Annotated in this window: 19 protein-coding genes; 8 read left to right on the forward strand and 11 right to left on the reverse strand. The window is 48.0% G+C overall.

Going from position 1 to position 22780, the window contains the following annotated elements; all coding sequences use genetic code 11:
• Positions 1 to 38 precede the first annotated feature (38 nt).
• The 3 genes from mutS to J9B83_RS08970 all read left to right on the forward strand — a co-directional run bounded on the left by mutS (position 39) and on the right by J9B83_RS08970 (position 3354).
• Positions 39 to 2687, forward strand: coding sequence for a DNA mismatch repair protein MutS (gene mutS / locus J9B83_RS08960; protein ID WP_211536423.1), 2649 nt, complete (start codon positions 39 to 41; stop codon positions 2685 to 2687).
• Between the two features lie 142 nt (positions 2688 to 2829).
• The gene (fdxA, locus tag J9B83_RS08965; RefSeq protein WP_148833847.1) at positions 2830 to 3153 is read left to right on the forward strand and encodes a ferredoxin FdxA; all 324 of its coding nucleotides are present in this window, start codon (positions 2830 to 2832) and stop codon (positions 3151 to 3153) included.
• A gap of 33 nt (positions 3154 to 3186) precedes the next feature.
• Entirely contained in the window at positions 3187 to 3354 is a 168-nt protein-coding gene (locus tag J9B83_RS08970) for a hypothetical protein (RefSeq protein ID WP_211536424.1), read from the forward strand.
• 345 nt (positions 3355 to 3699) lie between these two features.
• On the opposite strand, the gene J9B83_RS08975 is transcribed toward J9B83_RS08970, so the two are convergent.
• Positions 3700 to 4920, reverse strand: coding sequence for an EAL and HDOD domain-containing protein (locus J9B83_RS08975; protein ID WP_211536425.1), 1221 nt, complete (start codon positions 4918 to 4920; stop codon positions 3700 to 3702).
• Between the two features lie 171 nt (positions 4921 to 5091).
• Between J9B83_RS08975 and ilvD the strand changes: the two genes are divergently transcribed.
• The 3 genes from ilvD to J9B83_RS08990 all read left to right on the forward strand — a co-directional run bounded on the left by ilvD (position 5092) and on the right by J9B83_RS08990 (position 9120).
• The gene (ilvD, locus tag J9B83_RS08980) at positions 5092 to 6936 is read left to right on the forward strand and encodes a dihydroxy-acid dehydratase (RefSeq protein WP_211536426.1); all 1845 of its coding nucleotides are present in this window, start codon (positions 5092 to 5094) and stop codon (positions 6934 to 6936) included.
• Positions 6937 to 7025: 89 nt separating this feature from the next.
• Positions 7026 to 7868 carry a 23S rRNA (adenine(2030)-N(6))-methyltransferase RlmJ gene (locus tag J9B83_RS08985; RefSeq protein ID WP_211536427.1) on the forward strand — a complete coding sequence of 281 codons (843 nt, stop codon included), beginning with the start codon at positions 7026 to 7028 and terminating at the stop codon, positions 7866 to 7868.
• A gap of 28 nt (positions 7869 to 7896) precedes the next feature.
• Positions 7897 to 9120, forward strand: a complete 1224-nt coding sequence (locus tag J9B83_RS08990) for a sensor domain-containing diguanylate cyclase (protein ID WP_211536428.1) — start codon at positions 7897 to 7899, stop codon at positions 9118 to 9120.
• A gap of 58 nt (positions 9121 to 9178) precedes the next feature.
• Here J9B83_RS08990 and folA read toward each other — a convergent pair whose 3' ends face one another.
• A complete protein-coding gene (folA, locus tag J9B83_RS08995) occupies positions 9179 to 9688 on the reverse strand; it encodes a type 3 dihydrofolate reductase (protein WP_211536429.1) in 510 nt (169 codons plus the stop codon).
• A 147-nt stretch (positions 9689 to 9835) separates the two neighbouring features.
• Between folA and J9B83_RS09000 the strand changes: the two genes are divergently transcribed.
• Positions 9836 to 10690, forward strand: coding sequence for a thymidylate synthase (locus J9B83_RS09000; RefSeq protein WP_211536430.1), 855 nt, complete (start codon positions 9836 to 9838; stop codon positions 10688 to 10690).
• 84 nt (positions 10691 to 10774) lie between these two features.
• Here J9B83_RS09000 and lgt read toward each other — a convergent pair whose 3' ends face one another.
• Genes lgt through J9B83_RS09015 form a run of 3 tightly spaced genes read right to left on the reverse strand, consistent with a single transcriptional unit; the run spans position 10775 to position 14422 of the window.
• The gene (lgt, locus tag J9B83_RS09005; protein WP_211536431.1) at positions 10775 to 11572 is read right to left on the reverse strand and encodes a prolipoprotein diacylglyceryl transferase; all 798 of its coding nucleotides are present in this window, start codon (positions 11570 to 11572) and stop codon (positions 10775 to 10777) included.
• Between the two features lie 27 nt (positions 11573 to 11599).
• Entirely contained in the window at positions 11600 to 13888 is a 2289-nt protein-coding gene (gene ptsP, locus J9B83_RS09010; RefSeq protein ID WP_211536432.1) for a phosphoenolpyruvate--protein phosphotransferase, read from the reverse strand.
• A gap of 48 nt (positions 13889 to 13936) precedes the next feature.
• Positions 13937 to 14422 carry an RNA pyrophosphohydrolase gene (locus J9B83_RS09015; RefSeq protein ID WP_211536433.1) on the reverse strand — a complete coding sequence of 162 codons (486 nt, stop codon included), beginning with the start codon at positions 14420 to 14422 and terminating at the stop codon, positions 13937 to 13939.
• Between the two features lie 135 nt (positions 14423 to 14557).
• Between J9B83_RS09015 and J9B83_RS09020 the strand changes: the two genes are divergently transcribed.
• The gene (locus tag J9B83_RS09020) at positions 14558 to 15214 is read left to right on the forward strand and encodes a histidinol-phosphatase (RefSeq protein ID WP_211536434.1); all 657 of its coding nucleotides are present in this window, start codon (positions 14558 to 14560) and stop codon (positions 15212 to 15214) included.
• Positions 15215 to 15290: 76 nt separating this feature from the next.
• Here J9B83_RS09020 and J9B83_RS09025 read toward each other — a convergent pair whose 3' ends face one another.
• The 6 genes from J9B83_RS09025 to J9B83_RS09050 form a co-directional block, all read right to left on the reverse strand.
• Positions 15291 to 16487 (reverse strand): class I SAM-dependent rRNA methyltransferase, encoded by a 1197-nt coding sequence (locus tag J9B83_RS09025; protein ID WP_211536435.1) that lies wholly within the window; start codon positions 16485 to 16487, stop codon positions 15291 to 15293.
• A 139-nt stretch (positions 16488 to 16626) separates the two neighbouring features.
• Positions 16627 to 17697, reverse strand: coding sequence for an ABC transporter ATP-binding protein (locus J9B83_RS09030; protein WP_211536436.1), 1071 nt, complete (start codon positions 17695 to 17697; stop codon positions 16627 to 16629).
• Positions 17698 to 17705: 8 nt separating this feature from the next.
• Entirely contained in the window at positions 17706 to 19370 is a 1665-nt protein-coding gene (locus J9B83_RS09035; protein ID WP_211536437.1) for an ABC transporter permease, read from the reverse strand.
• Positions 19371 to 19416: 46 nt separating this feature from the next.
• Positions 19417 to 20490, reverse strand: coding sequence for a Fe(3+) ABC transporter substrate-binding protein (locus J9B83_RS09040; protein ID WP_211536438.1), 1074 nt, complete (start codon positions 20488 to 20490; stop codon positions 19417 to 19419).
• A gap of 191 nt (positions 20491 to 20681) precedes the next feature.
• Positions 20682 to 21509: an HDOD domain-containing protein gene (locus J9B83_RS09045; RefSeq protein ID WP_211536439.1), complete on the reverse strand. Its 828-nt coding sequence runs from the start codon at positions 21507 to 21509 to the stop codon at positions 20682 to 20684.
• Positions 21510 to 21560: 51 nt separating this feature from the next.
• Positions 21561 to 22766 (reverse strand): UbiH/UbiF/VisC/COQ6 family ubiquinone biosynthesis hydroxylase, encoded by a 1206-nt coding sequence (locus J9B83_RS09050; RefSeq protein ID WP_211536440.1) that lies wholly within the window; start codon positions 22764 to 22766, stop codon positions 21561 to 21563.
• Between the last annotated feature and the right edge of the window lie 14 nt (positions 22767 to 22780).

The raw sequence follows: 22780 nt of genomic DNA on the forward strand, positions 1-22780 counted from the left end.
ACCCCCCTATTTTTTAGATCACAATCGAGCTTTTCCACATGAGTAAAACACCCGTAGATAATCACACGCCGATGATGCGCCAATATTTTGGCCTTAAATCCGCGCACCCTAATCAATTGTTATTTTATCGCATGGGTGATTTTTACGAATTGTTTTACGACGACGCCAAACGCGCCTCACAATTGCTCGACATCACTTTAACCGCCCGAGGCCATTCCGGTGGTTTACCCATTCCCATGGCTGGCATCCCTTTTCATGCGGCGGAAAACTACATCGCTCGCTTGGTGCGCATGGGCGAATCCGTTGTGGTCGCCGAGCAAACCGGCGACCCTGCCACCAGCAAGGGCCCAGTTGAGCGACAAATTGCCCGCATTGTGACTCCAGGCACCATCAGCGATGAGGCGTTTTTAGAAGAGAAACGAGAAAACCTCTTGTTGTCTTTAGCTCATCAAACGAGAAAAGGGTTGGATGTATTCGGCTTTTCGTATTTGGACATGGCCAGTGGCCGCTTTTGTTTGTTTGAAGTCGATGGTCACGATGCCCTCGCCAGCGAACTGCAGCGTTTGTCCCCGAGAGAGATTTTGATCTCTGAAGACTTTCCTGCCCGTCAGGCTGTCAAACTGGAAAAAGGCGTTTCTGAATTAGGCCCATGGCATTTTGACTATGAATCCAGTTATCGCCAGTTGATCCAACAGTTCAACACCAAAGACTTATCCGGCTTTGGTTGCGAAGCCCTCACCGCAGCCATTTCCTCTGCCGGGGCCTTACTGCAATATGCGAAAGACACTCAACGCTCTGCCTTGCCGCACATTCAATCCATCACGGTTGAACACAAAGACGATTCGGTATTAATAGATGGCGCTACGCGACGCAATTTAGAAATCGATATTAACCTCACTGGCGGCACCAGCAACACGCTGATTGAAGTATTAGACAACTGTGCCACGCCGATGGGCAGCCGCTTATTAAAGCGCTGGCTACATACGCCGATTCGCGATCTGGATGAAATTCAAGCACGCCAGTACGTGGTTAGTGAATTGCAAACATCACATAGCTATTCGTCGTTTGAAAGCGCACTGAAAAAAGTCGGGGATTTAGAGCGTATTTTATCGCGCATCGCCCTACGTTCTGCTCGCCCACGAGATTTATTGCGTCTGCGTTTTGCGCTGGAAGCCGCGCCAGAGATCAACGCCCTGCTCGAGCAAACCCAGACGTCTCGTTTACAGGAATTAAACCAACGCATCTTGGCGCAACCCGATACCACTGCGACGCTGGCGCTGGCGCTGGTAGAAAATCCACCGTCTGTGGTGCGTGACGGCGGTATTTTTGCCAAAGGCTACGATGACGAACTAGACGAGCTATTGGCGCTGTCGACCAACGCAACCGACTTTTTGGCCGAAATGGAGCGCAGCGAAAAAGAGCGCACTGGCATCAGCTCGTTAAAAGTGGGCTTCAACCGAGTACACGGTTATTACATTGAAATCAGCCGCTTACATTCAGATCAAGCGCCAGTGGAATACATTCGCCGTCAAACTCTAAAGAACGCCGAGCGCTTTATCACACCAGAACTTAAAGCCTTTGAAGATAAAGCCCTCAGCGCGAAATCCAAATCCCTCGCCCGCGAAAAAGAGCTGTACGAAGCACTGCTCGATCAGCTCAACGAGATTCTCGGGGAGCTGCAAACCACCAGCCAAGCTTTCGCGCAATTAGATGTGCTAAACACCTTTGCTGAGCGCTCCTTGGCGTTGAATTTTTGCTGTCCTGAATTGCATACCCGTGGCGGCGTAAAAATTATCGAAGGCCGCCACCCTGTGGTTGAAGCCGTGATTTCTGACCCTTTCGTCCCAAACGATTTAGAACTCAACGACCAGCGCTCCTTATTGATGATTACCGGCCCCAATATGGGCGGTAAATCCACTTATATGCGTCAAATTGCCTTGATTACCTTGCTGGCACACACAGGTTGCTTTGTGCCCGCAAAGTCCGCGTCTATCTCAGTGGTAGATCGTATTTTCACTCGCATGGGCTCGTCTGATGACTTAGCCGGGGGCCGCTCTACCTTTATGGTGGAAATGACTGAGACGGCAAATATTTTAAACAATGCCACTAAGCACAGCTTGGTGCTGATGGACGAAGTCGGCCGAGGCACCAGCACCTTCGATGGTTTATCTTTAGCGTGGGCCGCGGTGGATTATTTGGCAAATCATCTCAAGTGCTATGTGCTGTTCGCGACCCATTATTTTGAACTGACGACACTCGCCGAGCAGCTCGACAATGCCGCCAACGTACATTTAACCGCCACTGAATACGATGATGAAATTGTCTTTTTACATAAGGTGCACGAAGGCCCTGCGAGCCAATCTTACGGTTTGCAAGTGGCGCAACTTGCCGGTGTGCCTCGTGACGTGATTGGCCACGCAAAACAGAAACTGAAAGAACTGGAAGTCATTACCGGTGTTGAACCAACCGGCGAATCTGCGCCGATCCAAGAGAAGAAACCAGCAAAAGCGTCAAAAGGTCGATCCGTAAAAGAAGCGGCAAACACTTACCAGCCGCAACAGGTCGATATGTTTGTACAGGCTGAAGACAGCGCCCTAAAAGATGCGTTAGCACAGCTCGATTTAGATAATATGACGCCGATGGAAGCCATCACCGCGCTTTATCAACTCAAATCGCATTTGTCTTGAGTGTTGCATCGCTATTTTGGGGCACTGGATATAAGCTAATACCAGATAAATGTAGAGAATTGGCGATTGTGACTTGCCGCCAAATAGGTAATACCTCTAAAATAGCAGGTATTCATTTTTATAGCTTGTAAGGAGAAGTCGAATGGCTTTCATCGTTACCGATAACTGCATTCGCTGCAAATACACCGACTGCGTTGAAGTATGTCCTGTTGACTGCTTCTATGAAGGCCCTAACTTTTTGGCCATCAACCCTGATGAGTGCATTGATTGCGCTTTGTGTGAACCAGAATGTCCTGCTAATGCCATCTTCTCTGAAGATGAGCTACCAGAAGATCAAGAAGTCTTTGTGGAACTAAATCGTGATTTATCCATGATTTGGCCAAACATCGCAGAGAAAAAAGACGCCTTGCCAGATGCAGCGCAATGGGATGGTGTTGAAGATAAGCTCGAACATTTAGAGCGTTAATTTCACACGCAAATTAAGTGTCTTAGGCTAAACATGAAAGCGACCCAAGATAACGGTGTCGCTTTTTTTGTGCTGATGTATTTTTCGCCTGAAGCGGCGTTAGAGTTTATCGTTACCCTAGAAAAAAGACGAAAAAAAGGGCAGCTCATGGCCACCCTACTTTCTGCTCACATCCTGTTAAGCGACTCTTCCGCTAAGTAAAAACACCCTTGTTTGTTTCTTCATGAAACGATCAAACTGTCCTAACTGATGCCGCTTTCCGTTGCGCCACCTTTATCCTTAAAACCTTCCCTTGTTCTTGAACCACCTTGTTCAATCCTTAATACCGTCACTGGCATCGTATTCTGCACCTCATGTGCTCTTCGTCCTGAAGTACGTCTGATGGAAAGGAATATACTGGATTTAAAGAATGACGCAAGTATGGCTAAAACAAGCAAAAAATATACTTTTTATATACAAATCAATTATTTATATCGAAAACACAAGCAAACATCCATTTCAACCACAAAACACACGGGAAACGCCTACAGCCGTGTCAGAAAAAGACTACATGGCAACCAGAAAATTGTCGGCCCATTTAACCGCTTGCAAATAAGTCGCTTTGAGATCCGCTAAATCTTGAGGGTGTTTGATATGGTGCCCATTGCCATAATGTTCAACCAAGTCCAGAGCGTGACCCACCCTTCCCGAGCGGTGCACAATGGCATTAATAAACTCACTTGGTAATGGCAGCTGGCCCAAAACTTCGTCTAACTTCATGCCAGTGCACACATCCATCATGGACAGCATACCCGCTAAGAAATACTTATCTTGGTTATTGTACTCGCGGGCAGCGGCAAACAATTCAGCGTGTTTAGCGCGCACCATAATTTGTTCTAGCAATACGTGCTTATCTCCGACCATTTCAGACATCAGCAATAAGTTCGTAATCGCTTTTAAATGCTCAACACCAATCAGCATGATCGCCAAACGCACCGAATCCACCGACGCCACTAATCCAGTAATCGGAGAATTTAAGTAACGCAGCAGCTTGTGTACGAGCCCCGCGTCTTGGCTAACAATGTTTTCCAGCTCGTCGATGCTCAAGGTCGAGGTATTTAATAAAGACGACATGAGCTGTAACAACGTCATGCTGTTGACCTTGGCTGCCTTGCTGAACATCACTTCTGGCTTTTCAAAGAAATAACCTTGAAAATAATTTACCCCTAACAGGCGGCAAAATTGATAATCTTCCCAGGTTTCTACTTTTCCGGCGATGACCTTTACATCGAACCCTCTCAAGGATTCCATCTGTTGATGAAAACCCTCTTGCCCCAAAGCTCGAATGTCTAGTTTGATGTACTCCGCCAGTTCAATAAAAGGTGTCAGCTTGCCATGAAAGGTAAAATCGTCCAAGGCAATCACACATCCTTCTTTCACCCAACGACGCAGGGCCGACAATAAAATCGCATCGAATCCAGCGTTGCTTTGCACCTCGATGACCATATTGTCTTTGTTGATTGGTAAACCGGTTGGACTAAGTAAATAAGCGCGGGGGAAGTTAATAAAGGCCTTGTTGGTACCAACAAGATGCTCCATGCCCATTTCCAATAAGCTGGCCGACATTACCTGCGCTGTGGCGCTCACCTCGTCCATTACATCCGCTTGAACAGACACCGCATTTTGGCGATAGAGCAACTCGTAACCCATCACCACCAAGCGACTGTCGACGATAGGTTGTCTCGCAACGGCAACGTTTGAGTAAGCGGATTGTGCAGTGTCGACCATAATGTAACGGTTCCAAAAAAGTGGGTGTGGTAAGTAACGCAAAAAATTCAGTCTATAATGATCTAGTGTCTCAATATTGTCTAAAAATTGCCATTGGGTGCTGGCAATAATCTTGGTAACATGAGCTGTTAGATAAAGCAAAAACAAAGCCGAAAATCTGTGGGGAAAATAATGCCAATATACCGTTCTAAGACAAGCACTTCAGGCCGTAATATGGCCGGAGCCCGAGCGCTGTGGCGTGCAACTGGTATGCAAGACGATGACTTTCAAAAACCAATTATCGCCATCGCCAACTCTTTCACGCAATTTGTACCAGGTCACGTTCACCTAAAGGACATGGGGCAGCTGGTTGCGCGTGAAATCGAGAAAGCTGGTGGTGTTGCCAAAGAATTCAATACCATCGCTGTGGATGACGGTATCGCCATGGGTCATGACGGCATGCTTTACAGCCTTCCATCACGAGACCTCATCGCCGATTCTGTAGAATACATGGTCAACGCCCATTGCGCCGATGCCTTGGTATGTATTTCCAACTGCGACAAAATCACACCTGGAATGCTTATGGCCGCCATGCGCCTTAACATTCCAGTGATTTTTGTTTCAGGTGGCCCAATGGAAGCCGGTAAAACCAAGCTGTCTGAAAACAAACTAGACTTAGTAGATGCCATGGTCATCGCCGCCGATCCGACGGCATCCGACGAAAAAGTCGCCGCTTACGAGCGCTCTGCGTGCCCAACTTGCGGCTCTTGCTCTGGCATGTTCACCGCCAACTCCATGAACTGTCTTACTGAAGCATTGGGCTTGAGCTTGCCAGGCAACGGTACAACCTTGGCAACGCATTCCGATCGTCGCCAACTGTTCCTTGAAGCAGGTCGTCGCATTGTTGACATCACCAAACGCTTCTACGAAAACGACGAAGCCAATTGGGCGCCGCGTTCAATTGCCAGTTTCGACGCGTTTGAAAACGCCATGACTCTCGATATCGCCATGGGCGGCTCAACCAATACAATTTTGCATTTGCTTGCTATCGCCAAAGAAGCCAATGTCGATTTCACTATGGAAGACATCGACAGATTGTCTCGTCGTGTGCCTCAGCTGTGTAAAGTGGCTCCCAATTCCCCTAAATACCACGTAGAAGATGTGCACCGTGCCGGTGGTATCTTTGGCTTGTTAGGCGAATTAGACCGCGCTGGTTTATTGCATAACCAATGTCATACAGTTCACTCCAATACCATGTCCGAAGCTCTAGAAACTTGGGACATCATGCGTTCGCCTACGCCTGAAATTATCGAGTTTTACAAAGCGGGTCCTGCAGGTATCCCAACGCAAACGGCTTTCAGTCAATCCACTCGCTGGCCTTCTTTAGACGGCGACCGCAAAGACGGTTGTTTCCGTTCGATCGAAAATGCCTTCTCTCTTGAAGGTGGTTTGGCCGTGCTTTACGGCAACATCGCCCTAGACGGTTGTGTCGTAAAAAGTGCCGGTGTGGATGAGTCTTGCCTAGTCTTTGAAGGCCCAGCGCACATTACTGAATCCCAAGACGAAGCCGTTAAAAACATTCTTGACGACAAAGTAAAAGCAGGCGAAGTGGTCATTGTTCGTTATGAAGGACCAAAAGGCGGCCCAGGTATGCAGGAAATGCTTTACCCAACGTCTTACATTAAATCAAAAGGCTTAGGCAAAGCTTGCGCCCTGCTGACCGACGGACGTTTCTCCGGCGGCACATCCGGATTATCCATCGGTCACGTGTCTCCTGAAGCGGGCGCCGGCGGTGCCATTGGCCTAGTAGAAAACGGCGACATTATTCGTATCGATATTCCAAACCGCACCATCAATGTATTGTTGAGCGATGAAGAACTGCAAGTTCGCCGCGATGCGATGAACGCCAAAGGCGCGGCAGCGTGGAAACCGGCTGAAGAACGTCCACGCAAGGTATCGCCAGCGCTGAAAGTGTACGCTCACTTTGCCACCAGCGCTGACAAAGGTGCAGTACGTGATATCAGCAAAATCGATTAATCACTAAACTCTCACGAAAAAGGCCGCTTTGCCCCATCGGCGACGCGGCCTTTTTTAGTCATTTTTAGACTTTTAACACAGGACACACCATGCTCAGCTATCGCCATATTTATCATGCAGGCAACCACGCTGATATTTTAAAACATTTGACGGTCAGTCAAATATGTCGTCATTTTGTCAAAAAAGACACGCCTTTTTTTTATTTGGATACCCACGCCGGCATTGGTCAATATTCGCTGAACTCTGAGCAAGCGCAGAAAAACAAAGAATTTCAATCGGGCATTGCCCGTTTACTCGAAGAAGATAGTCTTCCCGAGCCTATAGAACAATTGCTCGACATCGTTCGTGAAATGAACCCGACAGACGCGCTCACCATGTATCCGGGCAGTCCTAAAATTGTCGATTATTACGTGCGCCAAAAAGACAAATTGCACCTGTGCGAATTGCACCCGAACGATTACCCAACATTGGCGGCGCTGTTTCCGAATAAACGTAAAGCCAATGTGGTCAAAGACGACGGCTTCGCTGCGGTGAAAGCCATGCTGCCACCACCACAAAAACGCGGTTTCGTGTTAATGGACCCACCATACGAAGTCAAAAAAGACTATCAATACGTGGTGCAAGCATTGGAGGATGGCCACAAACGCTTTCCTCAAGGCACTTACGCTATCTGGTATCCAGTGTTAAACCGTCAACAGGCCAACGATTTACTCAAAAGCGTCAAGGCCACTAAAATTCGCAATATTTTATTGTTGGAATTGTGCATTAGAGACACGGAACAAGAGCGCGGCATGGCAGGAAGCGGTATGATTATCGTCAACCCACCTTGGACACTCGCCAAAGAAGCCGAGACGTTTTTACCGGTATTAAGTCGACTCTTAGCAGAAGACAACGAGGCGGGCTACCAAGTCACTTGGATTACCCCAGAATAATCAAGGACGACAAACAAGGAGCCTGTCCATGAGTACCCCGTTCGAATTGGCGTTTAAATACATGCCCACCCCTGCGTTTATTATCGACAGCAACACAGGGCGGTTGGTGTCTTTTAATCGCAATTTCAAAGCCCTATTTGATAAATTAGACGCCAGCTTACCCAACACCTGGGAAACACTGTGTGAAGACGCGAATCACGCCGAATACTGGCACATGCTTAATAGTAAAATACAGTGTGGCAACATAGAACGCTGCGACACGCTCATTCGCATCGGTGATAAGTTAGTTTCCATGCAGTTGGATTTCCAGCATTTAGGGGAAACGGTATTGGCGTGCGCTTACAACACGGACAACATGGATTTATCCGCTGCCGACAACACCTTGCTCAAATTCGCCTTAACCGAATCATCAGCAGGGCTTTGGGTATGGGAAACCGACACGGACTTGGTCTCTTGCTCCAAATCCATCGCGACTTTATTGCATTGCAGCCTAGAGCAAACGCCTCGCTCCACCACAGAGTGGCATGCCTTGGTGCATCCAGACGATGTAAAAAAGCTTGCCAATGTCGTGAATGAACACGTTGCTCTGAATCAAAATTACTACGAAGTAGAATACCGCATCTTAACCGGTAATCAGCATTATTTGTGGGTAAAGGAACGCGGCAGAAGCTACTCAAAAGGCGTCGATGGCAGCATCAAAAAAGTCATTGGGTTTGTCGTTGATATCAGTCACCAAAAAGCCCTCGAAGAACATTTGCGCAATCAAGCCACCTTCGATGAACTCACGGGCTTGCTCACTCGCGGCGCGGCACTGACCCACTTCAAAAAGCAACTTGGTTTAGCAAAGCGCCAATACACACCGCTGACCATGGCAAAAATTCACCTCGATGCGAACGACAGACTGAGCCATTTGCCCATGGAAGCGCGCAATATCGCGATTCAAACCTCGGCTCGGTATATTTATAAACAAATACGTGAAGCCGACGTGCTCGCCCGAGTTGAAGCCGATAAATTACTGCTGTTACTGCCCAACACCAGCGTGCGCGATGCAAAAAATTTACTGCAGCACATGATAAATCCATCAGAAGAAGAGACGGCCACCTTGTTGGTCGGCAACTCCGAACCTACGGATTTCTGTATTGGTATCGCGGCCTTCCCAGAAGACGGTGAAACCATCGACGAGTTAGCACTCAGTGCCAATCAAGCGGTTGAGAATGGTCAAGCGACCTGTAAACAAATCGTTGTGAATTAACTACGTAAAAAGGCGCTGCCCATGATGGTGCAGCGCCTTTTTTGACTTTCGTTATCTATTACTCAGCACTGGTTCTTTGGTACACCGAAAATCGATAGTCGTATGGGTTATGCCCTTCTGCAGCGAAAGCTTCTTCGCCAATCAAAGTAAACGACGGCCAATCCACTTCAGGGAAAAACGCATCACCGGCTACCTCAGCATCCACATGAGTAATGTACAAACGGTCGGCTTTTTCTAACGCCAATTGGTAAATTTGCGCGCCGCCAATCACCATGACTTCATCGTGCCCATTGATCAAACAGATGTCTTCGCCTAATGAAATCGCGGCATCAAGAGACGTTACCACATCAACGCCTTCCGCCTGATAGTTTTCGTCTCGAGTAATCACAATATTGCGACGACCTGGCAAGGGTCGACCAATCGACTCAAACGTTTTGCGCCCCATAACGATCGGCTTGCCCATGGTCGCTTGTTTGAAATATTTTAAATCGTTTGGCAAATGCCAAGGTAAAGCGTTATTGATACCAATGGTTCGATTGGTGGACATAGCAACGATAAGTGACAACATAAAGTACCCTTCTTCTATTCGTTCAGAACTCGGAATCTCTCTTTACAGTGCTTAGCAGTGAGAGTGCGTTCTGCTACAATTCGTTTCAATTTATTATACCCATGACGATTCAGATCGTCTCGGACAATACACACTAGGTGATTTTTTATGGAACAGTATTTAGACCTTTGCCGCCGCATCGTCGATGAAGGAGTATGGGTAGAAAACGAACGCACAGGCAAACGCTGTTTAACCGTTATTAACGCAGATTTAACCTACGATGTGAGCAAAGGCGAATTCCCTTTGGTCACCACCCGTAAAAGCTATTGGAAATCCGCCATTGCGGAAATCATTGGCTATTTACGCGGCTATGACAACGCCGCGGATTTTCGCGCTCTAGGCACCAAAACCTGGGACGCCAATGCCAACCAAAATGACGTCTGGTTAAACAACCCTTATCGCAAAGGCGAAGACGATATGGGGCTGTGCTACGGCGCCATTGGCCGCCACTTTCCAAAAGCCGACAACAGTGGAAAAATCGATTTATTAAAGCAAATCATCGATGATTTGACTCGAGGTGTGGATAACCGTGGGGAAATCCTCACTTTTTATCACCCGGGCGCGTTTCACATGGCGTGTTTACGCCCTTGCATGTACAGCCATCACTTTTCGTTATTGGGTGATACCTTGTATTTAAACAGCACCCAGCGCAGTTGCGATGTCCCTCTTGGTTTGAATTTTAACATGGTGCAAGTGTATGTTTTATTGGCCATCGTCGCGCAGATTACTGGCAAAAAGCCAGGCAAGGCCTACCATAAAATTGTTAACGCACACCTCTATAAAGACCAGTTAGAATTGATGCGAGACGTACAACTCAAGCGCGAACCCTACCCATTGCCTAAGCTTATTATCAATCCAAAAATCAAAACCCTAGAAGACATAGAAACCTGGGTCACCATGGACGATTTCGATGTAGAAGGCTATCAATTCCACGAGCCAATAGCCTACCCATTTTCGGTCTAAGCCGCGTTTGTATTGACTTGATTTATCATAAAAAAACCAGCTTGAGGCTGGTTTTTTTATGAGTTAAAACTTCCCTACACAAATTTAATGCTTAGGAAAGATTTTTCCTTTAAAGCCAATCGCCACCAAAGCCACACCCGCAATCACCATAGGCAAAGACAGCAACTGGCCTTGAGTCAACCAACCAAACGCTAGGTAACCAATTTGTGGGTCTGGCTGTCGAACAAATTCCACAAGAATACGGAACAAGCCATAAAAGAGTAAAAATAGGCCGGAGACACAGTAACGCGGCTTACTTTTCTGAGAAAAAAACCACAGCACACAAAACAACGCCACCCCTTCCAGAGCAAATTGATACAACTGAGAAGGATGACGAGCGAGCTGTAACGGGTCAGCGGGAAAAACCATCGCCCAAGATACGTCTGTAGGCTTGCCCCATAATTCGCCACCAATAAAGTTACCTAATCGCCCTGCTCCTAAACCAATCGGCACAAAAGGAGCGATAAAATCCGTCACATCAACAAGGTGCTTTTTGTGTCGACGAGCAAACACCAGCATGGCGACAATTACGCCTAACAAGCCGCCATGGAAGGACATGCCACCTTCCCAAATGCGTACTAATATCAGCGGGTTATCGACAAAGGACGGAAATTGATAAAACAAAATGTAACCAATTCGCCCACCCAGAATCACACCTAACGCGCCGTAGAAAATCACGTCGCCGACCATCTCTGGCGTCCACAAGCCACCGGAACGTTTTGCTCGGTACATGCCTAAAAGGTAAGCCCCAGCGAAGCCGACCAAATACATAATGCCATACCAATGCACAGCAATTGGCCCGACCGAAATCGCAATAGGGTCAATGTTGGGATAAGAAATCATAACGGTGTGAAAAACCTCAGAGGAAAATTAATCGACATTGCTGGTTTTAGAAGGCCGTATTAGACGCTCGATGTTAGCCTCGCGCATCAGTCGTGTCATGGTTTGCGTAACGGCCTCAGCATGAGACAGTGTCATCACTTCGTTCAGCATGGCCTGCGCCTGCTGCAAGGAAATGTTGCGGATCACGGCTTTCACTTTTGGTAAGCTAGTGGAGCTCATAGACAAAACTTCGTAGCCCATTGCCATCAGCAAGATGGCACCCATAGGGTCACCAGCCATTTCGCCACATACACTGAGGCCAACGTCTTCGTCTCGCACCTGATCGACAATACTAAGCAAAGCACGCAAAACAGACGGATGAAAGGAGTTGTATAGATCGGCCACTCGAGGGTTGTTTCGGTCTACCGCCAACAAATATTGGGTTAAATCGTTGCTACCGACCGACAGAAAATCGACCATTTCAGACAACTCTTTCACCTGATACACAGCCGCAGGGATTTCAATCATCACACCCACTTTGGGCATTTTGACATCGTAGCCTTCTTCTTTGACTTCCGCGTAACCACGTCGAATCAGCGCCATGGCTTCTTCCACTTCAGCTACATTGGAAATCATCGGCAGCATAATTTTTAAATTATACAGACCCGCACTGGCTTTTATCATGGCACGAATTTGCGCCATGAAGATCTCCAAGTGATCGAGAGTGACACGAATCCCGCGCCACCCCAGAAAGGGGTTCTCTTCATTAATAGGGAAATACGGCAACGCCTTGTCACCACCAATGTCCAAGGTCCGAACAGTCACAGGTGCGGGGGCAAAGCCCTCAAGCTGCTGGCGATAAATGGTCACCTGCTCAGCCTCGGTAGGGAAACGATCGCGCACCATAAAAGGCACTTCGGTTCGATACAAGCCAATGCCTTCGGCACCACGATCCAAAGAACGCACTATGTCCGCCGACAAGCCCGTATTTACATACAAAGACAAACGCTGACCGTCTAGGGTCTCACAAGGCAGGTCTTTGAGTGTTTCGTACTCTTCTTCGAGCAGGCGTTCTTCATCAACGATTTGCTGATAACTGTCAATCAAGGCTTCGGAAGGGTGAGTAAAAATTTTCCCCAAGTACCCGTCGACAATGAGATCAACTTTATCGAGCTGAGCGTAAGGTAAATCAAGTGCTCCCATCACGGTCGGAATGCCCATGGCTCTGGCTAATATCGCCACATGGGAGTTGCCCGACCCCATCACAGACACCAAGCCTTTGATTTTATCGATGGGAATTTCACCCAACATGGACGCGGTTAGTTCCTCGCCAATGATGATTGACGGTTCACTGAATCGCTCCAGCACATTGGGGGCTTTTTCTTGTAGGTGGGATAAAATCCGACGACCAAGGTCACGCAAATCCGACGCCCGCTCACGCAGATAAGGGTCGTCCATGCGGTTAAACTGGTTAATATGGGCCTTAATAACGTGTCTTAATGCCCCTTGCGCCCAGTTGCCCTCTTTGATTTTTCGAACGACTTCCCCAGCGATGGCGTTGTCATCCAAAATTTTCAGGTAGACATCAAATAAAGCTTTTTCATCCGCTGACAAATGCTGACTGATTCGATTACTGGCACGACGAATGTCTTGTCTGACCGCTTCAAGCGCTTGATAAAAGTCTTGAATTTCTTCATCAAACTCGGTGGTGTAACGATCTGGAATCACGTCCAGATCTGCCGGAGGGAAAACGACGACACCACGACCAATGGCAACACCCGAGCTACCGGGCACTCCCTTGTAACGAAAATCGGAACCGTTAGGAATATTGTTTGGCGTGAGACTAGCAATGGCACCGGTTGCTTCAGCGTGGGCGATGACCCCCGCTAACTGTGCCGATAAGGTAATTAGAAATGCTTCTTCGCCTTCGTCAAAACGGCGCTTGTCTTCGTGTTGTACCACCAACACGCCCAGTACTTGACGATGGTGAATAATGGGCACACCCAAGAAAGAACGATAGCGCTCTTCACCAGAGCCTTTTAAATAATGGAAAGAGGGGTGGATATGAGCGTCTTCTAAGTTGACCGGCTCTGCTCGTCGACCAACCAAACTCACCAAGCCTTCATCGGCTTTCAGACTGACTAAGCCTGCCACGTCGGCGTTTAAACCGCGGGTGGCCATTAAGACATACTCTTTGGTGTTGGTGTCGACTAAATAAATAGAACACACTTCTGCACGCATTGCCCTGCGGACGCGCCGAACAATAATGTCCAGTGCCGCAGGTAAAGACTGCGCTGCCGTCACCTCTTGAGTAATTCGTCTTAACAAACTTAACATAGCTCTCCCGTCACTCTTTCAACATCCCATTTTACGCGGCTAAGTTTATCACTTTTCAAGGCGTCGATGTGCGCTAGGGATCAGCTCTTTTAAGGCTCGTCGGTAAACGTCTTTCTTAAACGCGACGACTTGACCTAATGGGTACCAGTAGCTTACCCAGCGCCAACCGTCAAATTCTGGGCATTCGGTTCCATCTACGCAAACAGAGGCGTCTGGGCATCGAATAGACAGCAAAAACCATTTTTGTTTTTGCCCAATACACAAAGGCTTACTGTTGTGTCTTAACATGCGTTTAGGCAGTCGATAGCGCAACCAACCTCGAGTTTTTCCTATTATTTCTACCTGGTGAGGGTCTAAGCCCACTTCTTCTTTGAGTTCTCGGTATAAAGCTTCTTCAGGAGTTTCATCGGGTTTGATGCCACCTTGTGGAAACTGCCAAGCATTTTGCCCGACACGTCTCGCCCAAAGTAGCTGGCCACGCTCGTTCATCAAAATGATGCCCACATTCGGTCTGTATCCGTCTGCATCAATCACGAGCTATCACCTTCTAATATAAGAATAAATTAGATTCATTGTTCCATAATTCACCCAAGCGCACAATTAACACTGCTGTTATTTATTGTCGCCAAGGCTATAATTCATGCACTTTTGACGAATTGAGGACAGCGCGTGACTCTTGCAATATTTGACTTAGATGGCACCTTGTTAAGCGGTGACAGTGACTACACTTGGGGGCAGTTTCTTGTTGAGAAAGGCTTGGTGGATACACAAGCTTATAAAGAAGCAAACGATCGATTTTTTGTCCAATACCAAGCAGGGACTCTGGATATTCACGAATATTTGGCCTTTAGCTTAATGCCTTTGACGAAATTCTCTCAGGCTGAGCTCACCCAACTGCATCGCACCTTCATGCAAGAAAAGATTCAGCCAATGATGCAAGAGAAAGCCACCGCCTTGCTAAAACATCATAAAGATCAAGGGCACTTCCTGTTGATGATCACGGCCACCAACCAATTTGTGACGGGCCCTATTAGCGACGCATTGGGTATGGATCATATTATTGCCCCTGTACCAGAAGTCATTGATGGTATTTATACCGGCAAGATTGTTGGCGTGCCTAGCTTCCAAGGCGGTAAAGTCACTCGACTCAATGATTGGCTAGCACAAACGGGACACTCAATGGAAGGCAGTTACTTTTACAGCGACTCACGTAACGACTTGCCGCTATTAGAATTGGTCGAACACCCTATTGCGGTCGACGCCGACGAAACATTAAGCAAAATTGCTAAAGACCGTGGCTGGGAACATATTTCTTTAAGAGACTAATGTGCAAATTTATGCCATAAAAAAATGCCGTTAGATGTCTAACGGCGTTTTTATTTGATACGCAGAGCTAAATACTCTACAAACCCATATTATTATGAATACGGTAAAACAAGGCTTTTAGGTATTCTGTTTCTTCAATCGCAGGATGCACCGGATGATCTGGGGCTTGTGTACCACGATAAATCAATTGCGAGAAACGCTCTAGCTGGCGGCTGTTACTGCGAACGATGTCGTGTAAACGTGCGGTTTCAAGGTGCATAGAACAAGAGCCTGTTACCAACACACCGCCTTTTGCGACCAAACGCATCGCCAGTTGGTTAGCGCGATGATACGCCCCTTCCCCCGCCTTAATGTCTTTACGACGAGCAATAAACGCCGGCGGATCCATAACCACTACATCAAAACGTTCTTTGTCTTCGATCAAAGATTGCATGGCTTCAAATGCATCGCCATGCATCAAGTTGGAACCACCTTCGTATTGATTCAACTTCAAGTTGGCATCCACATGACCCAGCGCACTGGCCGACGCATCGATAAAGGTCACGTCTGTTGCGCCCGCAGAAGCCGCTTGTACGCCCCAACCACCTACATAAGAAAACACGTCTAGAACACGTTTGCCGTCGCAGTAGTTTTGCATGGTTTTGCGGTTTTCGCGGTGGTCATAAAACCAGCCGGTTTTCTGTCCATCCCAAACTGGCGCTTGGAACAAGACGTCGTTTTCTTGCAAAAACACCAATTCAGGCACTGTGCCGAAGGCTTCTTCCACGTAGGTATCCAAGCCTTCAATTTGGCGCATTTTGCCATCGTTTTTCATCAAGATAGCGGTCGGTTTAACCACATCTTGCAGCGCTTCGATGATTTCGTTTTTAACACGCTCCATACCGGCCGTGGAGATTTGCACAACTAAAATATCCGCAAAGCGGTCGACTACCAAACCAGACAGGCCATCAGAATCGCCAAATACTAGGCGATAATATGGCGCAGCGTAGGTCATATCACGCAGTGATAAGGCGATTTTTAAGCGATGCACTAAGGTGGATTTGTCCAATACTGTGTCGGTACTGCGACTGATCAGACGACCACAAATCAGGGTGTTTGGGTTAATGGTAGCAATACCAAGAGGTTTGCCTTGCGCTGTTTCGACAACAACCTGATCCCCTGGCGTAAATTGCTTTAATGGCGTCGCGGAGGTGTCTACCTCGTTGCTGTAAATCCATTGATGTCCAGCTCGTAAACGGCGATCAGCTTGGCCTTTTAGTCGAATCACACTCAAAATCTTTCACCCAGTATATTTTTAAAAACGCTATTATAAAGACTCTCTATTCAAATGCTACGAAATACACGGTTGTCGCCATAATCACCAATCGCGACGCTTTTCTGTACTGCGTACTGCGTACTTCGTCAGCCAGTCTCTATTCGCGAGCAAACATCACCAAGTGATCAAGATGGACACTCAAACCAATTTCTTGGCCAATGCCATGATTGTGGTGCGACGAAGCAAAGCAATACACCACCTTGCCAGAGACTAGTCGCACTCGATACAAAAAGTGCGAGCCGCGGAAAAACTTACTCTCGATGGTGCCAACAAATTCGCTGTCGTCGTCATGCAAAATGTCGTCAGGGCGCACCAAAAGGTCCACTTGCTGGTTGCCCTCAAAGCCGTGGTCTAAATCGCCACGAATGGTGCCTAAGTCAGAATGCACACAATTCGCGCCACACACGGTGGCTGCCAGAAAATCTCCGTGGCCGATAAAGCTCGCCACAAAACGCGTTTCTGGGCAGTGATAAATTTCGTAGGGGGAGCCAGTTTGATGGATTTCACCCTTGCTCATAATGGACACCTGATCCGCCATGGCGAAGGCTTCCATTTGGTCGTGGGTCACCAACAGGGCCGACATTTTTTCGTGTTTCAAGATGTCTCGAATGTCTGGCACCAGCTCTTCGCGCAATTTCGCATCTAACCCTGAAAACGGCTCGTCCATCAGCAGCAGTTTTGGCTTAGGCGCCATGGCTCTGGCCAAGGCAACTCGTTGCTGTTGGCCGCCTGATAGCGAATGAGGATAACGCGCTTCGAAGCCAGATAAACCGACCAGCTCCAACAAATAACGCACCCGCTCTTGGGCCGCGTCTTTAGGCCATTGGGTTAGGCCAAACGCAATGTTTTGCGCAATGGTTAAGTGTGGGAACAAAGCGATGTCTTGAAACACCATGCCGATGTGGCGGTGCTCTGGGTTTAGGTTAACGCTTGGGCTGGAAATTACCTCATCGTCGACGCGTATTTCCCCCGCCAACAAGACTTCAAAGCCGGCAATGGCTCGCAACAGAGTAGATTTGCCGCAACCACTGGGGCCGAGCAAACAACCAATTTGCCCTTCGTGTAATTGAAACGACGCCTGTTTCACCACAGCCACGCCATCGTATCCGACCGAGACATGGTCAAGGGTCAAGTCTTTAAGCTGTTTTTGCGACGGTAACGAGGTCATGTAAAGTCCTATTGGGAATGCCCACTGCGAGAAGAAATAGAGCGACTTAATAAGATCACTGGCACAAGGCCCACCAGCACTATCATCAAAGACGCGGGAGCCGCATCGGTCAGCCGTTCGTCCGAGGCCAATTCAAATGCCCGAACCGCTAAGGTATTAAAGTTAAAGGGGCGTAGCACCAAGGTTGCCGGCAATTCTTTTAGAACGTCGACAAACACAATCAACATGGCGGTCAATACCGAGCCTTTAAGCAGAGGAACATGAATACGCGTCAGTACTTTAAAGGGCGTCATGCCTAATGAGCGACCAGCCATGTCCATACTGGGTTTGATTTTACCAAGGCCATTTTGCACCGCGCCCAAAGACACCGCCATAAAACGAACTGTATAAGCGAACAAGAGCGCAAATAAGGTGCCGGAAAACATCAAACCAACACGTTCGCCGCTCACCTGTCTGACAAAATCAATGATTCTATGATCCAGCCATGCCAGGGGCACTATGGTGCCAATAGCAATAATGGTACCAGGGAGCGCGTAGCCCATACCCGCAATGCCCACCGAGGCTTTCACGCTGCGGCTGCGATTTAATCGCATCGCATAGCTGAGCACCAGCGCCAAGCTAACCACAATTAACGACGCCATCGACGCCAGGTAAAACGAATTCCACGCCAACTGCACAAAATTCGAACCTGGCATGTCGGCTTTAAACGCCGCCCAGTAAGCCAGTACCACGACAGGAATCACAAAACCAATCACGATCGGCAAACCACACAACACCAAAGCCAACCCTGTGTGTTTTCGATTTAAAACAATGCGGCGGTTACTGGCTTGCTTCAAACCCGAGGCATGATATTGAATACGGTGACGAGAATAGCGCTCTAATAAGATCAACATGGCAACAAACAACAACAAGATACCCGCTAATTGAGAAGCCGCCGCAATGTCACCAAAACCATAAAAGGTGCGCAAAATGCCCGTGGTAAAGGTGTTCACACTAAAATATTGCACTGTGCCATAATCGGCTAGGGTTTCCATTAAAGCCAACGATAAGCCCGTTACAATGGCTGGACGCGCCAAAGGCAAGGCCAGTTTGAAAAACGCCATACGGCCGGAATAGCCTAGGGTGCGGCTGACTTCCAGGGTGTTCGCAGACTGCTCTAAAAATGCCGCCCGACTCATCAAATACACATACGGATAGAGTACCAAGGTGAGCATGGTCATGGCGCCACCTAAAGAGCGAATCTCGAAAAACCAATACTCGCCGTAACGCCATCCAGTGATGTCACGAATAAAGGTCTGCACGGGGCCAGCAAAGTCCAGTATCCCCGTGTAGGTATACGCAATGATGTAAGCGGGCATGGCCATGGGCAGCAACAAGGCCCATGACAAAAAGCGTCGGCCACGAAATTCGCACATGCTGGTCAACCAGGCACAAGGCACGCCAATGAGCAACACGCCAAGGCCAACGCCTAGCATCAGCAATAATGAGTTTGAAACATATTCAGCCAACACGGTTTCATACAGGTGTTGCCACACCTCAGCGTCGCCAATAAGCACATTGACTAAGACCACCAAAATAGGCAAAGCCAAAACAGCAGCAACAACAATCGCCGCCGTTTTGAGCCAATTCCAAGAAGATGAATTAGATGCCCGTGAATGAGATAACTCAGCCATTAAAACGTCAGACTCGTTGTCAAAAAGGTCTTAGTACAAGAAAAAATCACTTCCACCCTGCTCTGTCCATAATTTCAACCGCTTCTCGGTTGTTTTCGCCAAGCTGGCTTAGGGAAATGGTGTCCGCGGTGAAATCACCAAACGGCGCTAACATCTCAGGTGCACTAATGCCGTCGACCACTGGATATTCGTTATTCACATGAGCGTACCATTCCTGAGACGCTTGGTTGGTTAAAAACTCCAGCAATAAGGTGGCGTTTTCGATATTCGTCGCAGATGCCGTCAGGCCTGCGCCACTGACGTTCACGTGCGCGCCTCGCTCGTCTGCTTGCTGATTCGGCCAGAATAATTTGACCTTGTTGTACACTTCGCGCTCAGCTGCGTCGTCACTTTGTCCAAGACGACCATAATAGTAGGTGTTGGCCAAGGTAAGATCACACACGCCAGCGCCGACAGCCTTGAGCAAGTCAACATCGCCACCAAACGGCGGACGAGCCAAATTCGCCATCAGGCCTTTAATCCAAGCTTGTGTCGCCTCGTGTCCATCGGCTTCTAGCATGGAAGCAACTAAAGATTGGTTGTAAATATTCGCGGAAGAACGCACACAAATACGGCCTTTCCAATGTGCGTCAGCAAGGTTTTCGTAAGTGGATAACTCATTGGGCGATACGGTTTCTGGGTTATAAAAAATAACCCGGGCACGCTGAGACAAACCAAACCAATAACCATCGACATCGCGCAAATGGCTAGGAATATTGGCACTTAGCACATCACTGTGAATAGACTTAAGAACACCGGCCGCTTTTGCACGGTGCAAACGCCCCGCGTCTACGGTAATAAAAAGGTCCGCTGGGCTAGCATCGCCTTCGGCTTTTAGGCGGCTTAATAAAGCATCGGCGGAGCCGGTAATCAAATTCACCACCACGTCGTTTTGTTCAGAAAAAGTGTCTAATACCGGCTTGATTAAAGACTCTTTACGCGCTGAGTAAATATTCAATTCACCCTTGGCTTGTAGACTAGTGGAAAGCAGCAAAGACGACGTCAGCGCAACCAAGCCAACACCCTTAAGAATGGATTCGCGTCCCTTTATGTTACTTTTTTTGCCGCACTTTACAGACATAGTGACCTTCCGCTTGTTTTAATCCGTTTGCCCTTTCGCCGTCGTCGAAAACTTCAACAAGCGCCCAAAAGACAGTAAAAAATGAAAAAAGAAATTAGCACAATAGGATGCTAAACACTAGCGATTATCATTTGTTAAATAGTAAAGAAACCGTCATTAAGGCTTCATATTTGCACTGAAAAAAAGAGAGATTAATGGAGCAAATAACTCAAACCATCGTTGACCACTAAGGCATCATCTAGCTCGTAAATAATACCTTCTGATAAGCCAGCAGCCTTACACACAGCCATAGGAAATCCTTCACGTACCAAGTCGAGATCGCGCTCTGTTCGGATACAAGCATTTAGGTATCCAGCCAGATTTAACACGCAAGCCATAGGGTTCGGCTCGCCCTGGGCAAACGGCCGTTTGTGTTCTTGAACCGCACAACCTAGCACTTTTGGAAAGTGCCACAAGTCCATCAAGGCTTTGCCCGCATCTTGGGAAGTGAACCCTAGTAAATCGAGCTCGGCTTTGACTCGGCTGGCTTTGCGATTGGCCACAAGAGTTTGGATTTCTCTTGCCGTATCTGGCGCAGTCAAATGCAACAGCAAGCGGCCTATATTATGAACAATACCCACCGTGAAAGCCTCGTCGGGCTTGACTAAATCGGATCGTTTAGCAAACCATTCAGATAACTCAGCAACACGAAACGAATCCACCCAAAACTCTGGTAAATTAATGCCATCCACCTTGTTGACAGAGCTTGAAAAACCCGACGCGATGACTAAAGTTTTGAGCTTATCCATGCCCAGTAGTACCGTTGCTTCATCAATGGACGAAATCTTTCTCGCCAAACCAAAATACGCAGAATTCACCATACGCAAAATTTTCAATGAAATGGTTTGATCGTGGGACACTCGAGCGGCAATGTCAGAATACTTGGCATTGGGGTCATTAAGCAGTTGGATCAGCTCACGAACCACATCCGGCACATTAGGCAGCTTGTCTGTTTGTTTGAGAAGGTCTTGAATGTGCATGCCTATTTCACCCTGGTGTTTTTTAATGTGTTGCTTTTGTTTACTCGTTGCTTATGAAAACGTTGACAAGCCCGCAGCGCGAGCGATCAGCTTTTTCTTTAAAGCCTGACTGCGATCAAATTGCTTCATTCCCGTATTGCGAAGCTGAACCAACAAAGGCTGCTGAGTCGAAAACAAACGCTTAAACGCTTCCATTCCCGCCGCCATGGCCATATTGTCGAGCATGCGCGCACGCTGATAACGTCGTAAAACCTTGCTAGCGCCCAAAGGCTCGCCCCGTCGATGGGCTTTGCTCAACACATCCACCAGCGCTTTGACATCACCAAAACCCAAATTCGCCCCTTGGCCCGCCAATGGGTGAATGGTGTGAGCGGCATCACCAATTAACGCGATACCCGATTTCACATAGGATTTCGCATGACGTTGGCGCAAAGGAATGGTTTGTCTCGGGCGAGTGATGCCGAGGACATTAAATCGACGATTAATGGCGTAATGCAAACGTCGACAAAAAGCCTCGTCGTCTAACGCCGTTAAGCCCTTTGCGTCTGCTGGAGGCACACACCAGACAATGGAAACAAAATGACGTTCGCCCACATCGGGCAAAGGCAGAAACGCCAACACCCCTTCTTCGCCAAAACTTTGCCACGCAGTATTGTCGTGAGATTGGTCGATTTCGATGGTGGCGGCGATGGCGGTGTGGCCATAATCCCATTCCACGGTTTCAAAGCCGTTGTCAGTACGCAAGGTGGATACAGCGCCATCGGCGGCAATCAGCACTTGAGCATCGATCCGATCGCCAGACACCAGCTCAGCTTGCACACCCGATTCGCTCAATTGATAGGACGATAGCGCGTTATTAAAATACAAATCAATATTTGAAGAATGCTGTATTTGCGCCATCATCTGCTGGCTTAACACGACATTTTCCACCAGATTGCCCAGTTCTACCATGGACGCAGAACCCGCATTAAAATCGATGTAGCCTGCGCCTAGCCCATCCCAAGCAACAATATTGTCGTAGGTGGCGACTCGGCCTTGTGGAATATTTTGCCAGACGTTTGCCTGTTCCAATAAGCTTTTGGACTGGCTAGAAATGGCGCTAACACGAGCATCGTAAGCCGGCGGTGGCGACAAGGTGTATTGGCCATCATGCTTATCAATCAAGGCCACACGCAATGAAGATTTTGCCAATAGAATCGCCGACAGAGCACCGACCATGCCAGCACCCACAATAATCAGATCGTATGATTTCGCCACTGTAATTTCTCCAT

The sequence above is a fragment of the Marinomonas vulgaris genome (genome assembly GCF_018145875.1).
Taxonomy (GTDB): domain Bacteria; phylum Pseudomonadota; class Gammaproteobacteria; order Pseudomonadales; family Marinomonadaceae; genus Marinomonas; species Marinomonas vulgaris.

What these genes read in the sequence shown, in the direction of transcription:
- J9B83_RS09000 (WP_211536430.1), top strand. Translation starts at nt 9,836, where the DNA reads ATGGAACAGTATTTAGACCTTTGCCGCCGCATCGTCGATGAAGGAGTA.
- folA (WP_211536429.1), bottom strand. Translation starts at nt 9,688, where the DNA reads ATGTTGTCACTTATCGTTGCTATGTCCACCAATCGAACCATTGGTATC.
- fdxA (WP_148833847.1), top strand. Translation starts at nt 2,830, where the DNA reads ATGGCTTTCATCGTTACCGATAACTGCATTCGCTGCAAATACACCGAC.
- J9B83_RS09040 (WP_211536438.1), bottom strand. Translation starts at nt 20,490, where the DNA reads ATGTCTGTAAAGTGCGGCAAAAAAAGTAACATAAAGGGACGCGAATCC.
- lgt (WP_211536431.1), bottom strand. Translation starts at nt 11,572, where the DNA reads ATGATTTCTTATCCCAACATTGACCCTATTGCGATTTCGGTCGGGCCA.
- J9B83_RS09030 (WP_211536436.1), bottom strand. Translation starts at nt 17,697, where the DNA reads ATGACCTCGTTACCGTCGCAAAAACAGCTTAAAGACTTGACCCTTGAC.
- mutS (WP_211536423.1), top strand. Translation starts at nt 39, where the DNA reads ATGAGTAAAACACCCGTAGATAATCACACGCCGATGATGCGCCAATAT.
- J9B83_RS08985 (WP_211536427.1), top strand. Translation starts at nt 7,026, where the DNA reads ATGCTCAGCTATCGCCATATTTATCATGCAGGCAACCACGCTGATATT.
- J9B83_RS08970 (WP_211536424.1), top strand. Translation starts at nt 3,187, where the DNA reads ATGAAAGCGACCCAAGATAACGGTGTCGCTTTTTTTGTGCTGATGTAT.
- ilvD (WP_211536426.1), top strand. Translation starts at nt 5,092, where the DNA reads ATGCCAATATACCGTTCTAAGACAAGCACTTCAGGCCGTAATATGGCC.
- J9B83_RS08990 (WP_211536428.1), top strand. Translation starts at nt 7,897, where the DNA reads ATGAGTACCCCGTTCGAATTGGCGTTTAAATACATGCCCACCCCTGCG.
- J9B83_RS09045 (WP_211536439.1), bottom strand. Translation starts at nt 21,509, where the DNA reads ATGCACATTCAAGACCTTCTCAAACAAACAGACAAGCTGCCTAATGTG.
- J9B83_RS08975 (WP_211536425.1), bottom strand. Translation starts at nt 4,920, where the DNA reads ATGGTCGACACTGCACAATCCGCTTACTCAAACGTTGCCGTTGCGAGA.
- ptsP (WP_211536432.1), bottom strand. Translation starts at nt 13,888, where the DNA reads ATGTTAAGTTTGTTAAGACGAATTACTCAAGAGGTGACGGCAGCGCAG.
- J9B83_RS09035 (WP_211536437.1), bottom strand. Translation starts at nt 19,370, where the DNA reads ATGGCTGAGTTATCTCATTCACGGGCATCTAATTCATCTTCTTGGAAT.